The organism is Mesorhizobium sp. EU05-FHT14A09 (assembly GCF_058790995.1).
In genome coordinates, this window is sequence record NZ_JBYTDF010000001.1 from 466,886 (window position 1) to 487,259 (window position 20,374).

18 protein-coding genes are annotated in these 20,374 nt (G+C 60.9%); 17 read left to right on the forward strand and 1 reads right to left on the reverse strand.

The annotated features are described in order from the left end of the window. Positions 1–3 precede the first annotated feature (3 nt). The 5 genes from AC3WTO_RS02055 to AC3WTO_RS02075 all read left to right on the forward strand — a co-directional run bounded on the left by AC3WTO_RS02055 (position 4) and on the right by AC3WTO_RS02075 (position 4,476). Positions 4–195: a hypothetical protein gene (locus tag AC3WTO_RS02055; protein ID WP_492460062.1), complete on the forward strand. Its 192-nt coding sequence runs from the start codon at positions 4–6 to the stop codon at positions 193–195. Next, entirely contained in the window at positions 140–1,204 is a 1,065-nt protein-coding gene (locus tag AC3WTO_RS02060) for an ABC transporter substrate-binding protein (protein ID WP_492460013.1), read from the forward strand. The genes AC3WTO_RS02055 and AC3WTO_RS02060 overlap by 56 nt, the downstream gene beginning before the upstream one ends. Before the next feature lie 305 nt (positions 1,205–1,509). Next, the gene (locus tag AC3WTO_RS02065; RefSeq protein WP_492459016.1) at positions 1,510–2,454 is read left to right on the forward strand and encodes a Bug family tripartite tricarboxylate transporter substrate binding protein; all 945 of its coding nucleotides are present in this window, start codon (positions 1,510–1,512) and stop codon (positions 2,452–2,454) included. Next, positions 2,451–2,939: a tripartite tricarboxylate transporter TctB family protein gene (locus AC3WTO_RS02070; RefSeq protein WP_492459017.1), complete on the forward strand. Its 489-nt coding sequence runs from the start codon at positions 2,451–2,453 to the stop codon at positions 2,937–2,939. The genes AC3WTO_RS02065 and AC3WTO_RS02070 overlap by 4 nt, the downstream gene beginning before the upstream one ends. 22 nt (positions 2,940–2,961) lie before the next feature. Next, positions 2,962–4,476, forward strand: coding sequence for a tripartite tricarboxylate transporter permease (locus tag AC3WTO_RS02075; RefSeq protein ID WP_492459018.1), 1,515 nt, complete (start codon positions 2,962–2,964; stop codon positions 4,474–4,476). 78 nt (positions 4,477–4,554) lie between these two features. Here AC3WTO_RS02075 and AC3WTO_RS02080 read toward each other — a convergent pair whose 3' ends face one another. Next, positions 4,555–4,713: a hypothetical protein gene (locus AC3WTO_RS02080; protein WP_492459019.1), complete on the reverse strand. Its 159-nt coding sequence runs from the start codon at positions 4,711–4,713 to the stop codon at positions 4,555–4,557. 276 nt (positions 4,714–4,989) lie between these two features. Here AC3WTO_RS02080 and rimP point away from each other — a divergent pair, with 276 nt between their 5' ends. The 12 genes from rimP (at position 4,990) to AC3WTO_RS02140 (ending at position 20,343) form a co-directional block, all read left to right on the forward strand. Further along, positions 4,990–5,607 carry a ribosome maturation factor RimP gene (rimP, locus tag AC3WTO_RS02085; protein WP_492459020.1) on the forward strand — a complete coding sequence of 206 codons (618 nt, stop codon included), beginning with the start codon at positions 4,990–4,992 and terminating at the stop codon, positions 5,605–5,607. 44 nt (positions 5,608–5,651) lie between these two features. Beyond that, complete coding sequence (gene nusA / locus AC3WTO_RS02090) at positions 5,652–7,244, forward strand: transcription termination factor NusA (RefSeq protein WP_492459021.1); 1,593 nt, start codon at positions 5,652–5,654, stop codon at positions 7,242–7,244. A gap of 32 nt (positions 7,245–7,276) precedes the next feature. Beyond that, complete coding sequence (locus tag AC3WTO_RS02095; RefSeq protein WP_492460014.1) at positions 7,277–7,927, forward strand: RNA-binding protein; 651 nt, start codon at positions 7,277–7,279, stop codon at positions 7,925–7,927. Beyond that, positions 7,924–10,611 (forward strand): translation initiation factor IF-2, encoded by a 2,688-nt coding sequence (gene infB / locus AC3WTO_RS02100; protein ID WP_492459022.1) that lies wholly within the window; start codon positions 7,924–7,926, stop codon positions 10,609–10,611. Before AC3WTO_RS02095 ends, infB begins: the two co-directional genes overlap by 4 nt. A gap of 233 nt (positions 10,612–10,844) precedes the next feature. Next, positions 10,845–11,267 carry a 30S ribosome-binding factor RbfA gene (gene rbfA, locus AC3WTO_RS02105; protein WP_492459023.1) on the forward strand — a complete coding sequence of 141 codons (423 nt, stop codon included), beginning with the start codon at positions 10,845–10,847 and terminating at the stop codon, positions 11,265–11,267. Then, complete coding sequence (gene truB, locus AC3WTO_RS02110; protein ID WP_492459024.1) at positions 11,267–12,223, forward strand: tRNA pseudouridine(55) synthase TruB; 957 nt, start codon at positions 11,267–11,269, stop codon at positions 12,221–12,223. Before rbfA ends, truB begins: the two co-directional genes overlap by 1 nt. Positions 12,224–12,370: 147 nt before the next feature. Further along, positions 12,371–13,465 carry a magnesium/cobalt transporter CorA gene (gene corA, locus AC3WTO_RS02115; protein ID WP_492459025.1) on the forward strand — a complete coding sequence of 365 codons (1,095 nt, stop codon included), beginning with the start codon at positions 12,371–12,373 and terminating at the stop codon, positions 13,463–13,465. Positions 13,466–13,649: 184 nt separating this feature from the next. Beyond that, complete coding sequence (gene rpsO, locus AC3WTO_RS02120) at positions 13,650–13,919, forward strand: 30S ribosomal protein S15 (protein ID WP_492459026.1); 270 nt, start codon at positions 13,650–13,652, stop codon at positions 13,917–13,919. A 264-nt stretch (positions 13,920–14,183) separates the two neighbouring features. Beyond that, the gene (gene pnp, locus AC3WTO_RS02125; RefSeq protein WP_492459027.1) at positions 14,184–16,331 is read left to right on the forward strand and encodes a polyribonucleotide nucleotidyltransferase; all 2,148 of its coding nucleotides are present in this window, start codon (positions 14,184–14,186) and stop codon (positions 16,329–16,331) included. A 243-nt stretch (positions 16,332–16,574) separates the two neighbouring features. Beyond that, positions 16,575–17,696, forward strand: coding sequence for a hypothetical protein (locus AC3WTO_RS02130; protein ID WP_492459028.1), 1,122 nt, complete (start codon positions 16,575–16,577; stop codon positions 17,694–17,696). A gap of 325 nt (positions 17,697–18,021) precedes the next feature. Further along, positions 18,022–19,143: a hypothetical protein gene (locus AC3WTO_RS02135; RefSeq protein WP_492459029.1), complete on the forward strand. Its 1,122-nt coding sequence runs from the start codon at positions 18,022–18,024 to the stop codon at positions 19,141–19,143. A 183-nt stretch (positions 19,144–19,326) separates the two neighbouring features. After that, positions 19,327–20,343, forward strand: a complete 1,017-nt coding sequence (locus AC3WTO_RS02140; protein WP_492459030.1) for a class I SAM-dependent methyltransferase — start codon at positions 19,327–19,329, stop codon at positions 20,341–20,343. Positions 20,344–20,374: the final 31 nt, after the last annotated feature.

The following is a 20,374-nucleotide window of genomic DNA, read 5'->3' on the forward strand; positions in this document are numbered from 1 at the left end:
ATCATGCGCAAGACAAAGACACAGAGCGGAGCGCCGATCCATCTGATCGCATTCCGCCCTGACAGGTCTTTCGTGTGCTCCAAACCGCCGCAATGGGCGACGCTTGTGGATGATCGCGGGCTCGGGCAAGTTGGTCGCTATGCGCTTTCTGGTCTTTGCTCTGTTGGTTTTGCTTTCGAGGCCTGTGCTGGCTGAGACAACGCTTTTCCCGGCTCTCAACGGTGATGCCGGCGCGCGCACGCTGGTCGTCTATTCGGCACTCGACGCACCTTTGGCCAGGGGCATGATCGAGGGGTTTCGCCGCTCCAATCCCGCCGTCGCCGTGCGGTATGAGGAATTGCTCACAGGCGACATCTACACGCGCGTCACCGAAGAGACCAATGCAGGCCAGAAAACCGGCGACGTCGCTTTTTCTTCCGCGATGGATCTGCAGGTCAAACTCGCCAATGATGGTTATGCGCAGGAAAGCAACATGCCGATGAGCGCGCGCTGGCCGCGCTGGGCGAACTGGCGCAACACTGCCTATGCACTGACCTTCGAGCCTGCGGTCTTCGTCTATCACAAGCCGAGTTTTCGCGATGTTTCGCCGCCGGCGACACGTGCGCAGTTCGTCGATTACCTCGAGCGCAATGCCGAAGGTGTCCAGGGCAGGATCGCCACCTACGACATTGAGCGTTCCGGCGTCGGTTTCATGTTCATGGCGCGCGATCAGGAACAGTTTCCTGACATCTGGTCGGTGATCCGCAGCATGGGAAAGGCCGGCGTGAAGCTCTACTCCAGGAGCGCCGCGATCCTGGAGCGCATTGCCGATGGTCGCGCGGTGCTGGGCTATAACATCCTCGGCTCCTATGCGACGGATTGGGCGGCCAGAAATCCCGATGTCGGCATCGTCATGCCGCGGGACTATACGGTCGTCATGTCGCGCATCGGCCTGGTACCGAAGGCCGCGGCGTCACCGGATCTGGGGCGTGCCTTGCTCGCCTACTTCATGTCTGCAGAGGGCCAGACCATCATGGCGCGCGATCTCCACATCGCGGCCGTCAATCCGGATGTGTCCGGTGAAAACACCGCCAACGCCATCCAGGCCACGATGGGCGCGCAATTGCGTCCGGTCCCGGTGAGCCCCGGTCTTCTTGTCTATCTCGATCAGGTCAAACGAACCCGCCTGGTCGAGCGCTGGAACGCTGCTCTACAGGGGCGCTGATCAGGAAGCGTTGGCAAAGGCATCATGTTTAAGTCATGATCGCCGTGCGAGCAGGATGTCAGTCAGATGTCAGCTTGCTCGGTTAGCATTTCTGTCGGTTTGGCTGTTGGAGGCAGTCGGGCCTGCAGGTCTGGGAGGAGAGGGACCGTAACGGTGCCAGCACGAAGGCAGCAGCCTTCGGCGGCAGCCGCTCAAACCATCATTCTCCCAGGGTTGTCTCGACGCGACGCCGGTCGTGCGGCGCGAACCAATGCGAACATGACGCCAGCCGACCCCAATGGGCTGCGTCTCAAGGGAGAGAGACCGTGAAGAAATTCCTTCTGGCGACCATCGTGGCGAGCGTGATGGCCATTCCGGCCTTCGCCGCCGACTACAAGATCATGGCTCCGGCTGCACCCGGCGGCGGCTGGGACCAGACCGCGCGCTCCATGCAGACCGCATTGCAGGACGAGAAGATTTCCGGCTCGGTGCAGGTAACCAACGTGCCGGGTGCCGCCGGCACCATAGGACTTGCGCAATTCGTCAACCAGGCGAACGGCGATCCTTCGCAACTGCTCGTTGGCGGCTATGTCATGGTCGGCGGCATCCTGACCAACAATTCGCCGGTGACGCTCGATCAGGTGACGCCGATCGCGCGCTTGACCGGCGAGTATGAAGTGGTGGTGGTGCCTGCCGCTTCCGACATCAAGGACATGGCTGGGTTGATCGCCAAGCTCAAGGCGGATCCGGGTTCGGTTTCGTGGGGCGGCGGTTCTGCCGGCGGCACCGACCACATCACCGCTGGTCTCATTGCCAAGGCGGTCGGCGTTGATCCGACCAAGGTCAACTACATCGCCTTCTCGGGTGGCGGCGAGGCGCTTGCGGCTCTGCTTGGCAACCAGGTCACGGTCGGCATCTCGGGCTACGGCGAATTCTCGGAACAGGTAAAGGCAGGCACCCTGCGCCTCATCGGTATTTCCAGTGAAAAGCCGATTCCAGGCATCGAAGCGCCGACCTTCAAGGAAGCTGGCGTCGATGTCGCCATCCAGAACTGGCGCATGGTTGCCGCGGCTCCCGGCATCAGCGCGGAGCAGAAGGCAGCGGTCCTTGCCGACATCGAAAAGATGGCAAAGTCCGCCGCCTGGCAGAAAATCCTCGCCGATAAGGGCTGGGAGAACACCTACCTGGCCGGGGACGACTTCACCACGCAGTTGAAGAAGGACACCGAGCTCACGGCCGGTGTGCTTAAGGACATCGGCCTGGTCAAATGAGCGAAAACACGTCCAAACAGATGTCGCGCCGCCCGGACTGGGCGGCGCTTGCCATCGCTGCCGCACTGGTTGTCGTGGCCATCGTGGTCGTCTGGTCGACTGCAAGGCAGGCCGGGGCTGCGAGCTATGCCCGCATCGGTCCGACCACGTTTCCGTATGTGATCGCAGCTGTTTTTTTCGTCCTGGCGATCTGGACGGCGATAGAGGCCTGGCGTGGCGATTTTCCTGAGCGCGAACAGCAACAGATCAGCCCGATCCTTTGGATCGTCGGCGGGCTGGCGGCGCAAATGCTGCTTCTGAAAGTCGCCGGGTTCTCGATTGCCACTGGACTTCTGTTTGCAGCCACGGCGCGCGCCTTCGGCAAGGGGCCTCTGTGGAAGACGATCCCACTTGGCATCGTGCTTGCCTACGTCATCTGGGTGATCTTCGCGCGTGGCCTTTCGCTTTCGCTGCCCGCCGGTCCTCTTGAACATCTTTTGTTTTGAACGGGACTAGGGGACGAGGCCCATGACGACGTTCGAACTTCTGGCGCACGGGCTCGTGGTTGCCCTGCAGCCGATGAACCTACTTTACGCGCTGATCGGCGTGACCTTGGGCACAGCCGTTGGTGTCTTGCCGGGCATCGGTCCGGCGCTGACGGTCGCGCTGCTTTTGCCGGTCACTTACAAACTCGACCCGGCTGGCTCGCTCATCATGTTCGCCGGCATCTACTATGGCGGCATGTATGGTGGCTCGACCACCTCGATCCTGCTCAATACGCCGGGTGAAAGCTCCTCCATCGTCACTGCGCTCGAAGGCAACAAGATGGCGCGCGCAGGGCGGGGCGGTCCTGCCCTTGCCACTGCCGCCATCGGCTCCTTCGTCGCGGGTCTGATCGCTACCATCGGCCTCGCCTTCATCGCGCCGGCCGTGGTGAAACTGGCGCTTTCTTTCGGTCCCGCCGAATACTTCGGTCTGATGGTGCTCGCCTTCATGACCGTATCAGCCGCCTTCGGCGAATCGACGCTGCGAGGCCTGACTTCGCTGTTCATCGGTCTGCTGCTCGGCCTGATCGGCATCGACCTGCAGACCGGCCAGGCGCGGCTTGCTTTCGGCATCCCGGACCTGCTCGACGGCGTCGAGGTGACAACGCTGGCCGTGGCGCTGTTTGCAATCGGCGAAGCTCTCTCCGTTGCCGCTGCCAAGGGAGGCGATTCGACAATTCAGGCGATCAAGGGTTCGGTCTGGATGACGCGCGAGGACTGGCGTCGATCCTGGAAGCCGTGGCTGCGCGGTACCGCGATCGGCTTCCCCATCGGTGCCATGCCGGCCGGCGGTGCCGAGATCGGCACCTTCCTGTCCTACTCGGTGGAAAGGCAACTGGCGGAAAAGCCGGAGGAATTCGGCAAGGGCGCCATCGAGGGCGTCGCCGGGCCAGAGGCGGCCAACAATGCTTCCGCGGCTGGCACGCTGGTGCCGTTGCTGACGCTCGGCCTGCCAACGACGGCGACTGCTGCCATCATGCTGGCTGGTTTCCAGCAGTTCGGACTTCAGCCGGGGCCGTTGCTGTTCGTCAGCAATCCGCAACTGGTCTGGGGCCTTATCGCCAGCCTGCTGGTGGCCAATCTGATGCTGCTGGTGCTGAACCTGCCCTTGATCGGGGTGTGGGTGAGGCTGCTCACCATTCCGACGCCATGGCTTTACGCCGGTATTCTGATGTTCGCGACGCTCGGCACCATTGGCGCCAACCCGTCAACCTTCGAACTCGGCATGCTGCTGGCTTTCGGCCTGCTCGGCTACGGCTTGCGGCGCTTCCACTATCCGATCGCGCCTGTCGTGGTGGGATTGATTCTGGGACCGCTGGCCGAACAGCAACTGCGCCGCGCTGTCGCCATCAGCCAGGGCGATCCTTCGGTGCTGTTCCATTCGTGGATCGCGATCGGGCTTTGGGTGCTTGCAATTGCGGCGGTAGTCGTGCCGCTCTACCTGCGCTGGCGCGGCAAGGATCAGGTGCTGTCACAGCTCGGCGGCGATAGCGACTGAGCCAATTTCTGTGCTGGGCGGCTTGAATGCCGCTCGCTGCTCCGATCGGGGCGGAGGCTTGGGCCTCCGCCTTTCATGTCAGATGCGGCGAATCTTGCCGAACTCGACCGGGTCGATGCCGAGGCGGCGCAGGTCGTTGCCCTTAGGCGCTCGGTTGCCTTCCACGGCGCCGGCCGCATTGATCGCGCTGCCGACGATGTCGATCAGATTGCGGATCGCGGTTCTGCTGGTGCGCACGGTTTTACTCCATCTTTTTCCATACAGCTTTTTGCTGCACTGCACAAAACATAGGAAGCAAGCCGGCCCTCTAACAGGGCTTTGAAGGCAAAGCTGCCATGCAGATCACGCATGGATGGGGAAATCGGCGCCGATTTCGCGCCAGCCTTGCATTTCACCACCGCCATTGTTATATCGGCTTCAAATTCTTGGTCGGTATGACGAAGAGTGGGTCCACCCGGTCCCGCTCTTTTTTGTTACCGGCCGCAGCCAAGAGATTCGAGTAGCGGACACCGCATGACTTCAAGCCAGGCCGATAGCGACGACCGTATCATCCGCGAGAGCGGTATCGATGCACGCATCGCCATCATCGTTGAGCCCGTTCTGCGTGGCATGGGCTTCCGTCTCGTGCGTGTGCGCCTGTCGGGCCAACATGGTCTGACGCTGCAGATCATGGCCGAACGCGAAGACGGCACCATGACCGTCGAGGATTGTGAAGAAGTCAGCCGGGCGGTTTCGCCGGCGCTTGATGTCGACGATCCCATTGAGAAGGCGTATCATCTGGAAGTGTCGTCGCCTGGTATCGACCGGCCACTGGTTCGTACGTCCGATTTCGTCGCCTGGGCCGGCCATCTGGTCAAGTTGGAGACCTCGGTCCTCGTCGCCGACCGCAAACGCTTCAAGGGCAAGATCGCCGAAGCCGATGCCGAAGGCATCCTGCTAGAGCGTGACAAGGCAGCCTACGGCGAAGAGCCGACAGTACGCATTCCATATGACACGATCGCCGAAGCCCATCTCGTGCTGACCGACGATTTGATCCGCGAAGCCTTGTCGAAGGACAACCGGGCACGCAAGGACGCCAAGAAACACCGCGGTGACGATGACGCCGCAGAAGAAACCGAAGCCGAAAAGTGAATGAGCGGCCGCCGGTGAAGGCGGCCCTGTTCAGGGAGACTAAGATGGTTGTAAGCGCCAACAGGCTCGAACTGCTGCAGATTGCAGACGCAGTCGCGCGCGAAAAGTCGATCGACAAGTCGATCGTGATTGCCGCGATGGCCGACGCGATCCAGAAGGCCGCGCGCTCGCGTTACGGCCAGGAAACCAATATCCGCGCCGACATCAATCCGAACACCGGTGAGATGAAGCTGCAACGCCTGATGGAAGTCGTCGAAAACGTCGAGGACTACGCCACGCAGATTTCGCTGTTTTCGGCGCGCGAGCGCAATCCCGATGCGCAGCTCGGCGATTTCATCGCTGAACAGCTGCCGCCGATGGATTTCGGCCGCATCGCCGCGCAGTCGGCCAAGCAGGTCATCGTGCAGAAGGTTCGCGAGGCCGAACGCGACCGTCAGTATGACGAATACAAGGATCGCATCGGCGAGATCGTCAACGGTACCGTCAAGCGCGTCGAATATGGCAACGTCATCGTCGATCTCGGCCGTGGTGAAGCGATCATCCGCCGTGACGAGCTGATTCCTCGCGAAAACTACAAGTATGGCGATCGCGTCCGCGCCTATGTTTACGACGTGCGCCGCGAGCAGCGCGGCCCGCAGATCTTCCTGTCGCGGACTCATCCGCAGTTCATGGCGAAGCTGTTCACCATGGAAGTGCCGGAAATCTACGACGGCATCATCGAGATCAAGTCGGTTGCCCGCGATCCGGGCTCGCGCGCCAAGATCGCCGTCATCAGCCGCGATTCTTCGATCGACCCGGTTGGCGCCTGCGTCGGTATGCGTGGTTCGCGCGTCCAGGCCGTTGTCGGCGAGCTGCAGGGCGAAAAGATCGATATCATTCCGTGGTCGCCTTCCGCAGCCTCCTTTATCGTCAACGCCTTGCAGCCGGCGGAAGTCGCCAAGGTTGTTCTGGATGAAGATGCGGAGCGCATCGAAGTGGTGGTGCCGGACGATCAGCTGTCGCTGGCCATCGGCCGCCGCGGCCAGAACGTGCGCCTTGCTTCGCAGCTGACCGGGTGGGATATCGATATCCTGACCGAGCAGGAAGAGAGCGAGCGCCGCCAGAAAGAATTCGTCGAACGCTCCAACCTGTTCATGGAAGCTCTCGACGTTGACGAGATGGTTGGCCAGGTGCTGGCCTCGGAAGGCTTCACCTCGGTTGAGGAAGTGGCTTATGTCGACGCCGGTGAGATTTCCTCGATCGACGGCTTCGACGACGACACCGCGACCGAGATTCAGAATCGTGCCCGCGAACATCTCGAGAAGGTCGAGGCCGAGCACGACGCCGCCCGCACGAAGCTGGGCGTCAAGGACGAACTGCGTGAAATCCCGGGCGTAACCACCGCGATGATGGTGACGCTGGGTGAGGACGGCGTGAAGACCATCGAGGACTTCGCCGGCTACGCTGCCGACGATCTCGTCGGTTGGAAAGAGCGCAAGGACGGCGAGACCAAGGTATTCCCGGGCGTGCTTGCCGCGCACGGTATTTCCAAGACTGAAGCCGAGCAGATGGTTCTGGCTGCGCGCCTCAAGGCTGGTTGGATTTCCGAAGAGGAAGCCCAGGCTGAGGTCGCTGACGCCGAAACCACCGGCGCGTAAGATGAAACCGGCCGGAGCAACCCTTGTCCGAGATGAACGATCGCACCTGCATCGTCACAAGGAAGACCGCCGAAACGGATGACCTGATCCGTTTCGTCGTCGGTCCGGATTCGGCCGTCGTTCCAGATCTCAAGAGAACATTGCCCGGTCGGGGCTGCTGGGTCAGCGCCGACCGCGTTACTGTTGATAAGGCCTCGGCAAAGGGGCACTTTGCCCGCGCCTTCAAGAAGCAGGTCGTCGTTCCGCCGGAACTCGGCGCTATGGTCGAGGGGCTGTTCATGCGCTCGGCCCTGGGCGCGCTCGGATTAGCCCGCAAGGCCGGTGCGGTTGCGCTTGGCGCCGCCAAGGTCGACAGTGTCGTGCGCTCCGGTAAGGCGGCACTTGTCCTGCACGCATTCGAAGCCTCCGAGGATGGAGTGCGCAAGATCACCCAGGCACGCCGGGCCACCGCCCATCTCGGCGGCCCCGCTATTCCCGCATACAAACTTTTCGCGGAAGCGGATTTGGGTTTGGCATTGGGGGGGACAAATGTGATACATGCTGCCGTTCTCGCGAGCGACGCGGGTAAGGCGGCCGTGAAGCGCATGGTTGCGCTCGACCGTTACCGGGGCGGTTCCCCGGACGATCTGGCAATGATTGCGGCTGTTGCCGGCGATGATGATGCCGCAGAGGATATGGAATGAGTGATACGAATTCGGGCGACGACAAGACGCTGAGTGTTACGCCCAAGAAGACATTGACGCTGAAGCGCCCGGGTATCGAACAGAGCACCGTGCGCCAGAATTTCTCGCATGGCCGCACCAAGCAGGTCGTGGTCGAGACCAAGCGCAAGTTCGTAAAGCCTGGCGAGCAGGCCGCACCGGTCGCACCGTCGGTTTTCGCGCCGAAGCCGGCCGCGCCTCAGCCACAACCTCAGCCGCAACCACAGGTTCAGGCACCGGCCCAGCCGCAGCCTCAGGCCCAGCCGCAGGCTCCGGCCCAGCCACAGGTTCAGGCTCAGCCGCAACCTCGGCCGCAGCAGGCCGCTCCGGTCGTGCAGGAGCAGCGTCGCCCGACGCCGCCTCAGCAAGATCGTGGTGGTATGGTGCTGAACGAACTGTCGCGCGGCGAAATGGAAGCCCGCCGCCGGGCCCTTGAGGGCTCTCAAGCGCGCGAAATCGAAGATCGCCAGCGCGCCAGCGAGGATGCGAGGCGCCGCGCCGAGGAAGAAGAGCGCCGCAAGCGCGAGCGTGAGGAATCCGCGCGCCGTCAGGCCGAGGAAGAGGCCCGCATCAAGGCCGAGGCCGAAGGTCGCCGCCGCGCCGAAGAGGAAGCACGCCGCCGTGCGCCGCAGACTGCCGATCAGGTGGCAGCCGAGGAGGAAGAAACCAAGCCGCGCGGTCGTAGTGGTGCTCCTTCGGCTTTGCCGCCACGCCGTCTCGTGACGCCTGAACTGGCGAAAGCGGCCAAGCCGACCAAGGCCGAGGAAGACCGGCGCCGCGGCAAGCTGACGCTCAACACGGCGACGTCTTCCGAGGATGGCGACGCCCGTGCGCGTTCACTGTCGGCCATGCGTCGTCGCCAGGAGAAGTTCAAGCGCGCGATGCACAATGAGCCGCGCGAAAAGGTGGTGCGTGAAGTGACCATTCCTGAGACGATCACGATCCAGGAACTGGCACAGCGCATGTCCGAGCGCGCCGTGGACGTGGTCAAGTACTTCATGAAGCAAGGCCAGATCCTGAAGCCGGGCGATGTAATCGATGCCGACACCGCCGAACTGGTGGCTTCGGAATTCGGTCACACCGTCAAGCGTGTCGCCGAATCGGACATCGAGGAAGGCCTGTTCAACATCGCCGACCGCGACGAAGATCTCGAATCGCGGCCGCCGGTGGTAACCATCATGGGTCACGTAGACCACGGCAAGACCTCGCTGCTCGATGCCCTGCGTCACGCCAATGTGGTTTCCGGTGAAGCCGGTGGCATCACACAGCATATTGGCGCCTATCAGGTCGAGAAGGACGGTCAGAAGATCACCTTCATTGACACACCAGGCCATGCTGCCTTCACGGCGATGCGCGCCCGTGGCGCCCAAGCCACCGACATCGCGATCCTGGTGGTCGCCGCCGACGATAGCGTGATGCCGCAGACGATCGAATCGATCAGCCATGCCAAAGCGGCCGGCGTTCCGATCATCGTGGCCATCAACAAGGTCGACAAGCCGTCCGCGGATCCGCAGAAGGTGCGCACGCAGCTCCTGCAGCACGAAGTGTTCGTCGAATCGATGGGCGGTGAAGTGCTCGACGTCGAAGTGTCGGCCAAGACCGGCGCAGGCCTCGACAAATTGTTGGAAGCCATTCTGCTGCAGTCCGAAATCCTTGACCTCAAGGCCAATCCGGACCGTACGGCGGAAGGTGTCGTCATCGAAGCTCGCCTCGACAAGGGACGTGGTCCGGTTGCCACCGTGCTGGTGCAGACCGGCACGCTGATGCCGGGCGAAATCCTCGTTGCCGGCAACGAATGGGGCCGTGTGCGCGCGCTGGTCAATGACCGCGGCGAGCAGGTCAAAGAGGCGCCGCCAGCCATGCCGGTGGAAATCCTTGGCCTCCAGGGTACTCCGCAGGCTGGTGACCGTTTCGCGGTTGTCAACAACGAAGCGCGTGCCCGTGAGATCACGGAGTATCGCCAGCGTCTTGCCCGCGACAAGGCCGTTGCCAAGCACGCAACCCAGCGTGGCTCGCTGGAACAGATGATGTCGCAGTTGCAGGCGAGCGGGCTGAAGGAATTCCCGCTCATCATCAAGGGCGACGTGCAGGGTTCCATCGAAGCGATCGTGACGGCACTGGACAAGCTCGGCACCGACGAAGTTCGTGCCCGTATTGTCCATGCCGGTGCCGGCGCCATCACCGAAAGCGATGTCACCCTGGCCGAAACCTCGGGCGCGGCGATCATTGGCTTCAACGTCCGCGCCAATGTACAGGCGAGGGCTGCCGCCGAGCATGCCGGCATCGAGATCCGTTATTACAACATCATCTACAACCTGGTGGATGACGTTAAGGATGCGATGTCAGGCCTGCTTTCGCCGGAGCGCCGCGAAACCTTCCTTGGCAATGCGGAGATCCTCGAGGTCTTCCACATCACCAAGACCGGCAAGGTCGCAGGTTGCCGTGTCACGGAAGGCCGCGTCGAGCGCGGCGCCGGTGTGCGCCTGATCCGCGACAACGTGGTTATCCACGAGGGTACGCTGAAGACTCTGAAGCGGTTCAAGGACGAAGTTCCGGAAGTGCCGGTCGGCCAGGAATGCGGCATGGCCTTCCAGAACTACGAGAACATCCAGGTCGGCGACATCATCGAGTGCTTCCGCGTCGAGATGGTGACCCGCAAACTCTAAGGGCCTGGCGAAAACGGGAGGGCGGCGTCAGCCGCTCTCCTCTGATGACAACCGTGGCTGCGGTCCCACTCCGCAAACGGGTTAGGTCGGCTAATGTTCGGGGCCACCCGCATCGATCCACCTAAGATCCGGCCAATGGCTGGACGGTCTCATGTGATTGTAATTTCCATGCAAATGGCCTTCGCGCCATTGCTGTCACTTGTCCGTGCAGCTTTCCCATCTGAGAGATTGAAATGAGTAGACAGCAATCCAGTGCCCCTTCCCAACGCATGCTGCGCGTCGGCGAGCAGGTGCGCCATGCCTTGTCCGAAATGCTGCAGCGCGGCGACGTGCGAGATGACCTTATCGAGATGACGGTCATCTCGGTATCGGAAGTGCGCATGTCGCCCGATTTGAAAATCGCCACCGCTTTCGTTGCGCCGCTCGGCGCCAAGGACGACAAGGCGGTCGTCGAAGCGCTGAACCGCAATGCCCGTTTCATCCGCGGGCGCATGTCGCCTGCATTGCGGCAGATGAAATACATGCCGGAATTCCGCTTCCGGCTCGACACCAGCTACGACAATTTCTCAAAGATCAACGAGTTGCTGCATTCGCCGGAAGTGGCGCGCGACCTTGGCCACGACGAGAATGACACTGACAAGGAGAACGACGAGTAATGGCGCGTCGCGGTAAGAAGAAGGGCCGTCCGATTTCCGGCTGGCTGATCCTGGACAAACCGGTTGGCATGGGGTCCACCGAAGCCGTATCCAAGGTGAAATGGCTGTTTCAGGCTGAAAAGGCTGGACATGCTGGTACGCTCGATCCGCTTGCTTCCGGCATGCTGCCGATCGCCCTGGGCGATGCGACCAAGACCGTGCCCTATGTGCAGGATGGTGCCAAGATCTACCGCTTTACCGTCGCTTGGGGCGAAGAGCGCAGCACCGACGACCTCGAGGGGCCGGTGACGAAGAATTCGGACAAGCGTCCGAGCGAAGCGGATGTCCGCACGCTGCTTCCCAATTACACCGGCGTCATCATGCAGACGCCGCCGCAGTTCTCCGCCATCAAGATCGCCGGAGAGCGTGCCTATGATCTTGCCCGCGACGGCGAGACGGTCGAGATACCCGCCCGCGAGGTCGAGATCGGGCGCCTCGACATCGTTGAACACGGCACCGACCGCACCATTTTCGAGGTCGAATGCGGCAAGGGCACCTATGTCCGTTCGCTGGCGCGTGACATGGGACGTGACCTCGGCTGCTTTGGTCATATCGCGGACCTGCGCCGCACCGAGGTCGATCCGTTTACGTCGGAGGATTTCGTCACCATCGCTGAATTGGAGGCTGCGCTGCCTCCGGCAGCAGAAGGCGACGATGCGCCGTTCTCCGGCACGGAGCGTCACGCTGCGCTGGACGACTTCCTGATCGACACCGCCGCAGCGCTGGAATGCCTGCCACAGGTCGCCATCAGTGATGATGCGGCCACGAAGATCCGGCTTGGCAATTCCGTCATCATCCGCGGTCGCGATGCACCACTGGAGGCGGAAGAGGCATGCGCTACCGCGCGAGGCAAGCTGGTCGCCATCGGCGCCATCGAGCAGGGCATGTTCAAGCCCAAGCGGGTCTTTGCGGGCTGAGGCCCGTCCCACCAGATCAATTCCGGCAGCGCGCGCAACGGTCTTGTGTCCGGAATTGCGTAGAAACAATAGGTTAGGACATTTCCGGGATTCGGACAGAAGCGGAAATGCTCTAGTATACGCGCCAGGGATTCGCTCGAGGCTCGTATGACAAAAGCGGAAACGGTTCGGAAGCGAGAGCCGGGAATGGCGAAGCGCTCACCTATAGGCGCTTCGCCCGGCACGTTGATTGCCGACCCCAGGGCACGGCGTAGTGAGCTTAGTCTGACGCTGATCGATCGCGACCGCTGCGAAAAGATCGACGACGCCAGCCTCGATGACCTCAAGACGCATTGCGAAAAATGGCCGCTTGTCTGGCTGGATTGTGTCGGCCTGGCAAATGTCGAGTTGATCGAGCAGATCGGTAAGCAGTTCGGCCTGCATCCACTGGCCCTGGAAGACGTCGTCAACACCGGCCAGCGACCAAAGGCTGAGTTTTTCGACGACCACGCCTTTGTCGTCGTCAATATGATCGATGACCCCGCCACCTACCGCTATGAGCAGATTTCCCTGTTCTTCGGCAAGGGGTTCGTCATTACCTTCCAGCAGCGCGAAGGTGATCCTTTCGATCCGGTGCGCAAGCGTATCGTCGCCTCGATGCCCAATCGCTTGCGTTCGCGTGGAGCCGATTATCTCGCTTACGCGCTTATCGATGCCATCGTCGACTCGTTCTTTCCCTTGATCGAAAACGCCAGCGCCCGCACTGACGAGGTCGAGGATGCGATGCTGCGTCATCCACACAAGCAGCAGGTCCGTATTCTGCACGAACAGCGCCGTCACGCCGGCCAGCTGCACCGGACGATGCTTTCGCTGCGTGATGCGCTGGCGGGGCTGGTGCGCTCCGATGCCGCCTACATCAAGCCGGAGACGAAGATTTTCCTCAACGACACGCTGGATCATGCCTATCGACTCGTGGAACTGGCGGATACGCAGCGCGATATGACGACCGGCCTGATCGAAATGCATCTCTCGCTCAGCCAGGCACGGACCAACGAGGTGATCAGTCTGCTCACCATCGTCTCAGCGATCTTCATTCCGCTTACTTTCCTTGTCGGCGTCTGGGGCATGAATTTCGACCCGGCGGCATCGCCATGGAACATGCCGGAGCTGAAGGCCTATTACGGCTATCCGGTTGCTCTTGTTTTCATGGCGCTGGTAGCGATAGGGCTGGTCAGTTTCTTCAAATGGAAGAAGTGGCTCTAGGCCCGGAAGGGGCTGGCGCGCGCTGCGCTCAGGCCAGCCTTGCGAATATGCGCTGGCTTTTTGCGTTTTTTTGCACTATACGCGCCGCAACATCGCGCTGGATTGCGTGATGCTCATCGACCCTTGCTGGACGACATCCCGGCTCTGGGCGCCTCGTTTCCTCCATTGAGAAAGGAAAAATGCGATGTCGATTACTGCTGAACGCAAGAAGGAACTGCTGACCCAGTTTGCTACCGTTGCCGGTGACACCGGTTCGCCGGAAGTGCAGGTTGCCATCCTTTCCGAGCGTATCAAGAACCTGACCGAGCACTTCAAGGACCACAAGAAGGACAACCATTCCCGTCGTGGCCTGCTTGCGCTCGTTTCCCAGCGTCGCAGCCTGCTTGATTATCTCAAGCGCAAGGATGAAGCGCGCTACCAGACGCTGATCGAGAAGCTCGAACTGCGTCGCTGACGAATTGGCCGGCGGGCTCTCATCGAGGGCTCGCCGGTCGCGCATTCGGGCCTCAGGCCCGACCCGGTTTCTGTAGGCAGAGGGCCGCATGAAACCGCCCGTGGACGGTCATGGGGCAGGATTGCAGGATGCTTGCACGGGCGCCAGCCCGGCTCTCTCAAGCCTCCCGTTGTCTTGCCCGTGGCTGCCCGACAAAAGGAGCCAGGAAGGGGGCGTCGCGCATGATTGGATGGCGCGGCCCCTTCCGCATATGAAGGACAAGATATGTTCAAGCAACACAAAGTGGAAATCGAATGGGGCGGCCGTCCGCTCATCCTCGAAACTGGCAAGATCGCGCGCCAGGCTGACGGCGCTGTGCTGGCGACTTATGGCGAGACCGTGGTTCTGGCCACCGTCGTTTCGGCCAAGGAGCCCAAGCCCGGTTTCGATTTCTTTCCGCTGACCGTCAACTACCAGGAAAAGACCTACGCCGCCGGCAAGATCCCGGGCGGCTATTTCAAGCGTGAAGGCCGTCCGAGCGAAAAGGAAACGTTGGTTTCCCGCCTGATCGATCGTCCGATCCGCCCGCTTTTCGCAGACGGCTACAAGAACGACACCCAGATCGTCGTCACCGTCGTGCAGCACGATCTCGAGAACGATCCGGACATTCTGTCGATCGTTGCCACCTCAGCAGCGCTGACGCTTTCAGGCGTCCCGTTCATGGGCCCGATCGGTGGTGCTCGCGTCGGCTACATCAACGGCGAATATGTGCTGAACCCGCATATCGACGAGATGCAGGAATCCAAGCTCGACCTCGTGGTTGCCGGTACGAACGAAGCTGTTCTGATGGTCGAGTCGGAAGCCAAGGAACTGGGCGAGGAGCTGATGCTCGGCGCTGTCATGTTCGGCCATAAGGCTTTCCAGCCGGTGATCGAAGCGATCATCAAGCTGGCGGAGGTTGCCGCTAAGGAGCCGCGTGACTTCACACCGCCATCCTTCGGCGATCTGGAAAAGGAAATGCTCGGCGTTGCCGAGGGCGACCTGCGCGCTGCCTACAAGATCACCGACAAGCAGGCCCGCTACGCTGCGGTTGATGCCGCCAAGGCCAAGGTGAAGGCTGCTTTCACCCCTGCCGAAGGCGAAGATGCGAAGTATTCGTCCGAGCAGGTTTCGACCGTGTTCAAGGAACTCCAGGCCAAGATCGTGCGCTGGAACATCCTCGACACCGGTTCGCGCATCGACGGTCGCGACCTCAAGACCGTCCGTTCGATCGTGTCGGAAGTCGGTATCCTGCCGCGCACGCACGGCTCGGCGCTGTTCACCCGCGGCGAGACCCAGGCGATCGTTGTCGCCACGCTGGGCACCGGCGAAGACGAGCAGTATGTCGACTCGCTGACCGGCATGTACAAGGAGACCTTCCTCCTTCACTACAACTTCCCGCCCTATTCGGTTGGCGAGACCGGCCGCATGGGTTCGCCAGGCCGCCGCGAAATCGGCCATGGCAAGCTCGCTTGGCGCGCCATTCATCCGATGCTGCCTTCGGCCGAGCAGTTCCCGTACACGCTGCGCGTCGTTTCCGAGATCACCGAGTCCAATGGCTCGTCCTCGATGGCGACCGTCTGCGGCACCTCGCTGGCGCTGATGGATGCCGGTGTGCCGCTGGCCAAGCCGGTTGCCGGCATTGCCATGGGCCTCATCAAGGAAGATGAGCGCTTTGCCGTGCTTTCCGACATCCTGGGCGACGAAGATCACCTTGGCGACATGGACTTCAAGGTAGCTGGTACCGCCAACGGCATCACCTCGCTGCAGATGGACATCAAGATCGATGGCATCACCGAGGAGATCATGAAGGTGGCGCTGGGTCAGGCCAAGGACGGCCGCCTGCACATCCTCGATGAAATGGCCAAGGCCATCTCCGAGGGCCGCAAGGAACTCGGCGAGTTTGCGCCGCGTATCGAGGTCATGCACATTCCGACCGACAAGATCCGCGACGTCATCGGTTCGGGTGGCAAGGTCATCCGCGAGATCGTTGAAAAGACCGGTGCCAAGATCAACATCGAGGACGATGGCACGGTGAAGATCGCTTCGTCGAACGCCAAGGAGATCGAGGCGGCGAAGAAGTGGATCCACACCATTGTGGCCGAGCCGGAAGTTGGCGAGATCTATGAAGGCACGGTCGTCAAGACTGCCGATTTCGGCGCGTTCGTGAACTTCTTCGGTCCACGGGACGGCCTCGTACACATCTCGCAGCTGTCCGACCAGCGCGTTGCCAAGACCACAGACGTGGTTAAGGAAGGCGACAAGGTTTGGGTCAAGCTGATGGGCTTCGATGAGCGCGGTAAGGTCCGCCTGTCGATGAAGGTCGTCGATCAGGAGACTGGCAAGGAACTCGCCCGCGAAAAGAAGGCGGAAGGCGAAGAAACCGCCGCCTAATCGATTTATTCACTCGAATTTGTGAAGGGCGCGGCCTCGGCCGCGCCCTTTCCTATTGGGCTGCAGACCGGCTCGATCGCGCAACAGGGGCAGATTGGAGGCAGATTTCGTCCGTTTGCATTTCTGGAACGGCGCACGAAAATTAACTTAATTAGACAAAACTGATTAAGGACTTATTTACATATTAGGGAACCGCGTATGTAGTATTGGCGTATAGGTCATTCGGGAAAAAGGGGGCCTGTCATGGGGTATATCTCGAGATCGACGACCGGCGTCAAGTCGCGGTATATGTTGCGCGCGATGAATGTTGATGACATTCCGACAATCCGGGACATCTTCCAGCAAGTTTTTCGACCAAATTCAAAATCTTGTAACGAGAATTTCGACCAATACTTCCGAAAACTCTTCTTCGAAAACCCTTACTATGATCCGGAGATCGGGAGTGTTGTGCATGAGAATGATCGCGGTGAGATAGACAGCGCGATTTCGATCTTGCCTGTTCCTTACATCGTTGACGGGCAATCGGTGATGGGGCGGCTGCTCTGCGCCTTCATGATGAGGCCCGAAGCCTCACCGCGAGGCGCTGCTGAACTGTCACTCAGCATACGACCGAGTGAAACGACGATCAATTTCAGCGACACGGCCGCACCTGTGAGCCTCAGGCATTTCGAGGCTCTCGGTGGCGTCACGCTGGGAGCGCACGCACTCGGATGGACGCGTATCTTCCAGATGGCAAGCTATCTGGGGACGATTGCGGCGAGGCGGCATCCCTTCCTGGGCGGGTGGGTGGCCTCCACTGGCAGGATGCTCAATCCGCTGTTTCCGCTTCAACCGGTCAAGAAGATTGCGAAATCCAATGTCACGGTGAAGGAAATAACGCATGAAGAAGCGATCTCCATCATTCCTGTCTTGCTGCAAAGCTATGCCGCGCATCCGGATTGGACAGAGAAAGATCTGCATTGGCTTCTGGATATGGCGGAGGACAATCGCGTCGTCGGCGCGCTTCGGTTCTTTGCGATCATTGATCGCAGTGGAGCTCCGAGTGGCTTCTTCTGTTATTACAGCCGCCCAAACGGCACGGTTGAAGTGTTGAACGTGATCGCGAAGTCCGGCACCGAGACGCAGGCTGTCAGCGTCATGCTGTTCCATCTGCAGGAGGAAGGATATGTCGCCGCGCAAGGTCGAGTGGATCCACGCCATCTCTCGGCGCTTGCGCAGCAATCGAACATGTTCTTTCGCCATCGGGCCAATGTTTGCGTCACGACTGCGCGGGCCGATGTCCTGAACGCGGTTCAGCGAAATAACATGTTCATCGGTGGGCTTGCAGGCGAAAGCTGGAGCAGGTTGGCGACTGACTTTTATTGAACTAACCAGTGTTTTGTTCGGGGCGACTGGCGCGGATGGACCGGCCAGTCGCTTCGTTTTTTACGTCATGTCGCCATGGCGGGTAGTCTCTGGCGCGACGGTTGCTGAGAGACGTGAGGATTGGGCCAGGCGGCCCTGTCGCTTTCTCATCGAGTTGGGCTGGCGCGAGTTGCTGCACCGATCAGCTCAAACAACAGCAGCTGTTTCAACGATTTTTTACACAATTCAGACGAGTGTGACCCTGACATAGGGGGCTACGTCGTTCATCCGTCTGCCAAGGTCGAGATGCCGGAACCAGCCAAGACAACCGCGTGAAAGAGGCCTCATGGGGCGTATCTCGGCATCGGCGAACGAGGTGAAATCGCGACGCGTGCGCGCGATGGAGATTCAGGACATTCCGGCCGTCCGAGTTCTTTTCAGGCAAGTCTTCCGTCCCGGCTCGACATCCTGCGATGAAAGCTTCGATCGTTATTTTCAGCGGCTCTTCTTCGAGAATCCCTATTACGATCCTGCGTTCGGGAGCATCGTGCATGAAAACGAGGATGGCGAAGTAGACAGCGCGGTCTCCATTCTGCCGGTTCCCTATACGGTCGATGGACGATCAATCATGGGACGTATGACCTGCGCCTTCATGGGAAAGCCTGGCGGGGCTCCGCGTGGGCCTGCCGAATTGACGCTCGCGCTGCGCCCGACTGGGGGGACGGTAGAGTTCAGCGACAGCGTGGCGCCCGTAAGCCTCAGGCATATCGAGGCTGTCGGGGGGCTGTCGCTCAACACGCACGCGCTGGGGTGGACCCGCATATTCCGGCTGGGTAGCTATGCCGCGAACCTGGTAGCGCAACGGTATCCAGTCGTTGGCGGACGAGCGGCTGTGCCCGTCGGCAAGCTGCTCAACCCGCTACTTCCGCTTGCTCCAGTGAAAGGCACTGCGAAATCCCACGCCACGGTCAAGGAGATAGCGCGGGATGAGGCCGCTTCCCTGGTTCCTGAGCTGCTTCAGGGCTATGCGGTGCATCCGACTTGGACAAGGCAGGATCTGAACTGGGTTCTCCAGCTGGCGGCGGAAAACCAGGCCGCAGGCACATTGCGCCTGTTTGCCGTCGCGGATCACACAGGCGCCCGAAAAGGCTTCTTCTGCTACTACAGCCGAACGAACGGTGTGGCGGAAGTGCTGAATGTGATTGCGAAATGCGGCGCGGAAGGGCCCGCTGTCGATGCCATGTTGTTCCATCTGCAGGAGGAAGGGCATGTCGCGGCGCAGGGGCGTGTGGAACCTCGTCACCTTGCCGCCCTTTCTCGCCAGCCTGGCGTGTTCTTTCGCCACAGAGCCAATGTCTGCGTCGCTACCACGCGGGTGGAGGTGTTGAGCGCGGTTCAGCGAAACGAGATGTTCATCGGCGGTCTGGCCGGAGAGGGCTGGAGCAGGCTTTCAACGGATTTTTTCTGAACGGAAAATGTCACACCTTGACCGGAACGTCATCATGTTCCGCTGAGCGCTGCGAGGCAGGAGATGGTGGACGCCATGACGCAGGAGACTTTTGCCTCCGACATCGGTGGGTGGTCCGTTCTCATTGCGGATTATCTGCGAAACAAGGTGCATCCAGATCGCTGACGCGATAGTGGCCTTGTTATGAGTTCCGAAGCGCTGAAAACCCTGTTCCATCCTTTTGAGGCCGACATGCTGCCTCTGCCTGGCGCTGGCACGCGCACGCTTTTTCTCGGCGCTCTGCCAGGCTATCGACTGCCGGCCGGCTTCGACACTGCTTTGCATCTTGTCCAAGGGTTCCGCCCCGACTTTCGTCATCTGGCGGCATCTGCGCAGGTGGTTTCGCCGGAGCCTGAAGGGGAGGGTTATGATGTCGTGCTTGTCCTCGCCGGTCGTCATCGCGGCCTCAACGAACTGCGTATCGCTGAAGCCATCGAACGCGCGGGCGATGATGGCTTGATCGTCGTTGCCGGCGGCAAGGAAGATGGAATTGCTAGTCTCCGCAGACGGGTCGGTGAATTTGTCCGCATTGAAGGCCATCTTTCGAAACATCATGGCCAGGTTTTCTGGTTTGCCCAGCCGGGCCGTGCTGCTGCTGCCAGATTGCGTGGTATCAATCCTTCGCTTCTGGTCGAGGGCCGTTACGAGACAGCGCCCGGTATGTTTTCCTTCGATCGCGTCGACGCGGGTTCGCGACTTTTGAGCGAGCATCTGCCCGCCGATATCCGGGGCCATGTCGCCGATTTCTGCGCCGGCTGGGGCTATTTGTCGGTCGCGCTTGCCGAGCGGGAGGCCGGCCTGAGCGGGCTTGATCTCTATGAAGCCGACTATGCCTCATTGCAGGCAGCAGGGCGGACATTGACGCGACTGCAGCCGGGCCTTGGCGTCAGGCAGTTCTGGCATGACCTTGCGACCGAACCTGTCGGGGAGCGTTATGACGCTATTGTCATGAACCCGCCTTTCCATCGCGGGCGGGCAGCCGAACCGGAACTCGGCGGCGCGATCATTCGTGCTGCCGCAAAGTCCCTGAAGTCCGGTGGACGCCTTTTGATGGTGGCGAACCGGCAACTGCCTTACGAGCCGTTTCTGGCCGCTGCTTTCTCAAATCACGCTGAAGTCGGGCGCAACGACGCCTTCAAAGTTCTGCTGGCACGCCGCTGATCGACACGGCGGACGGCTGCCAGCCAGGCAC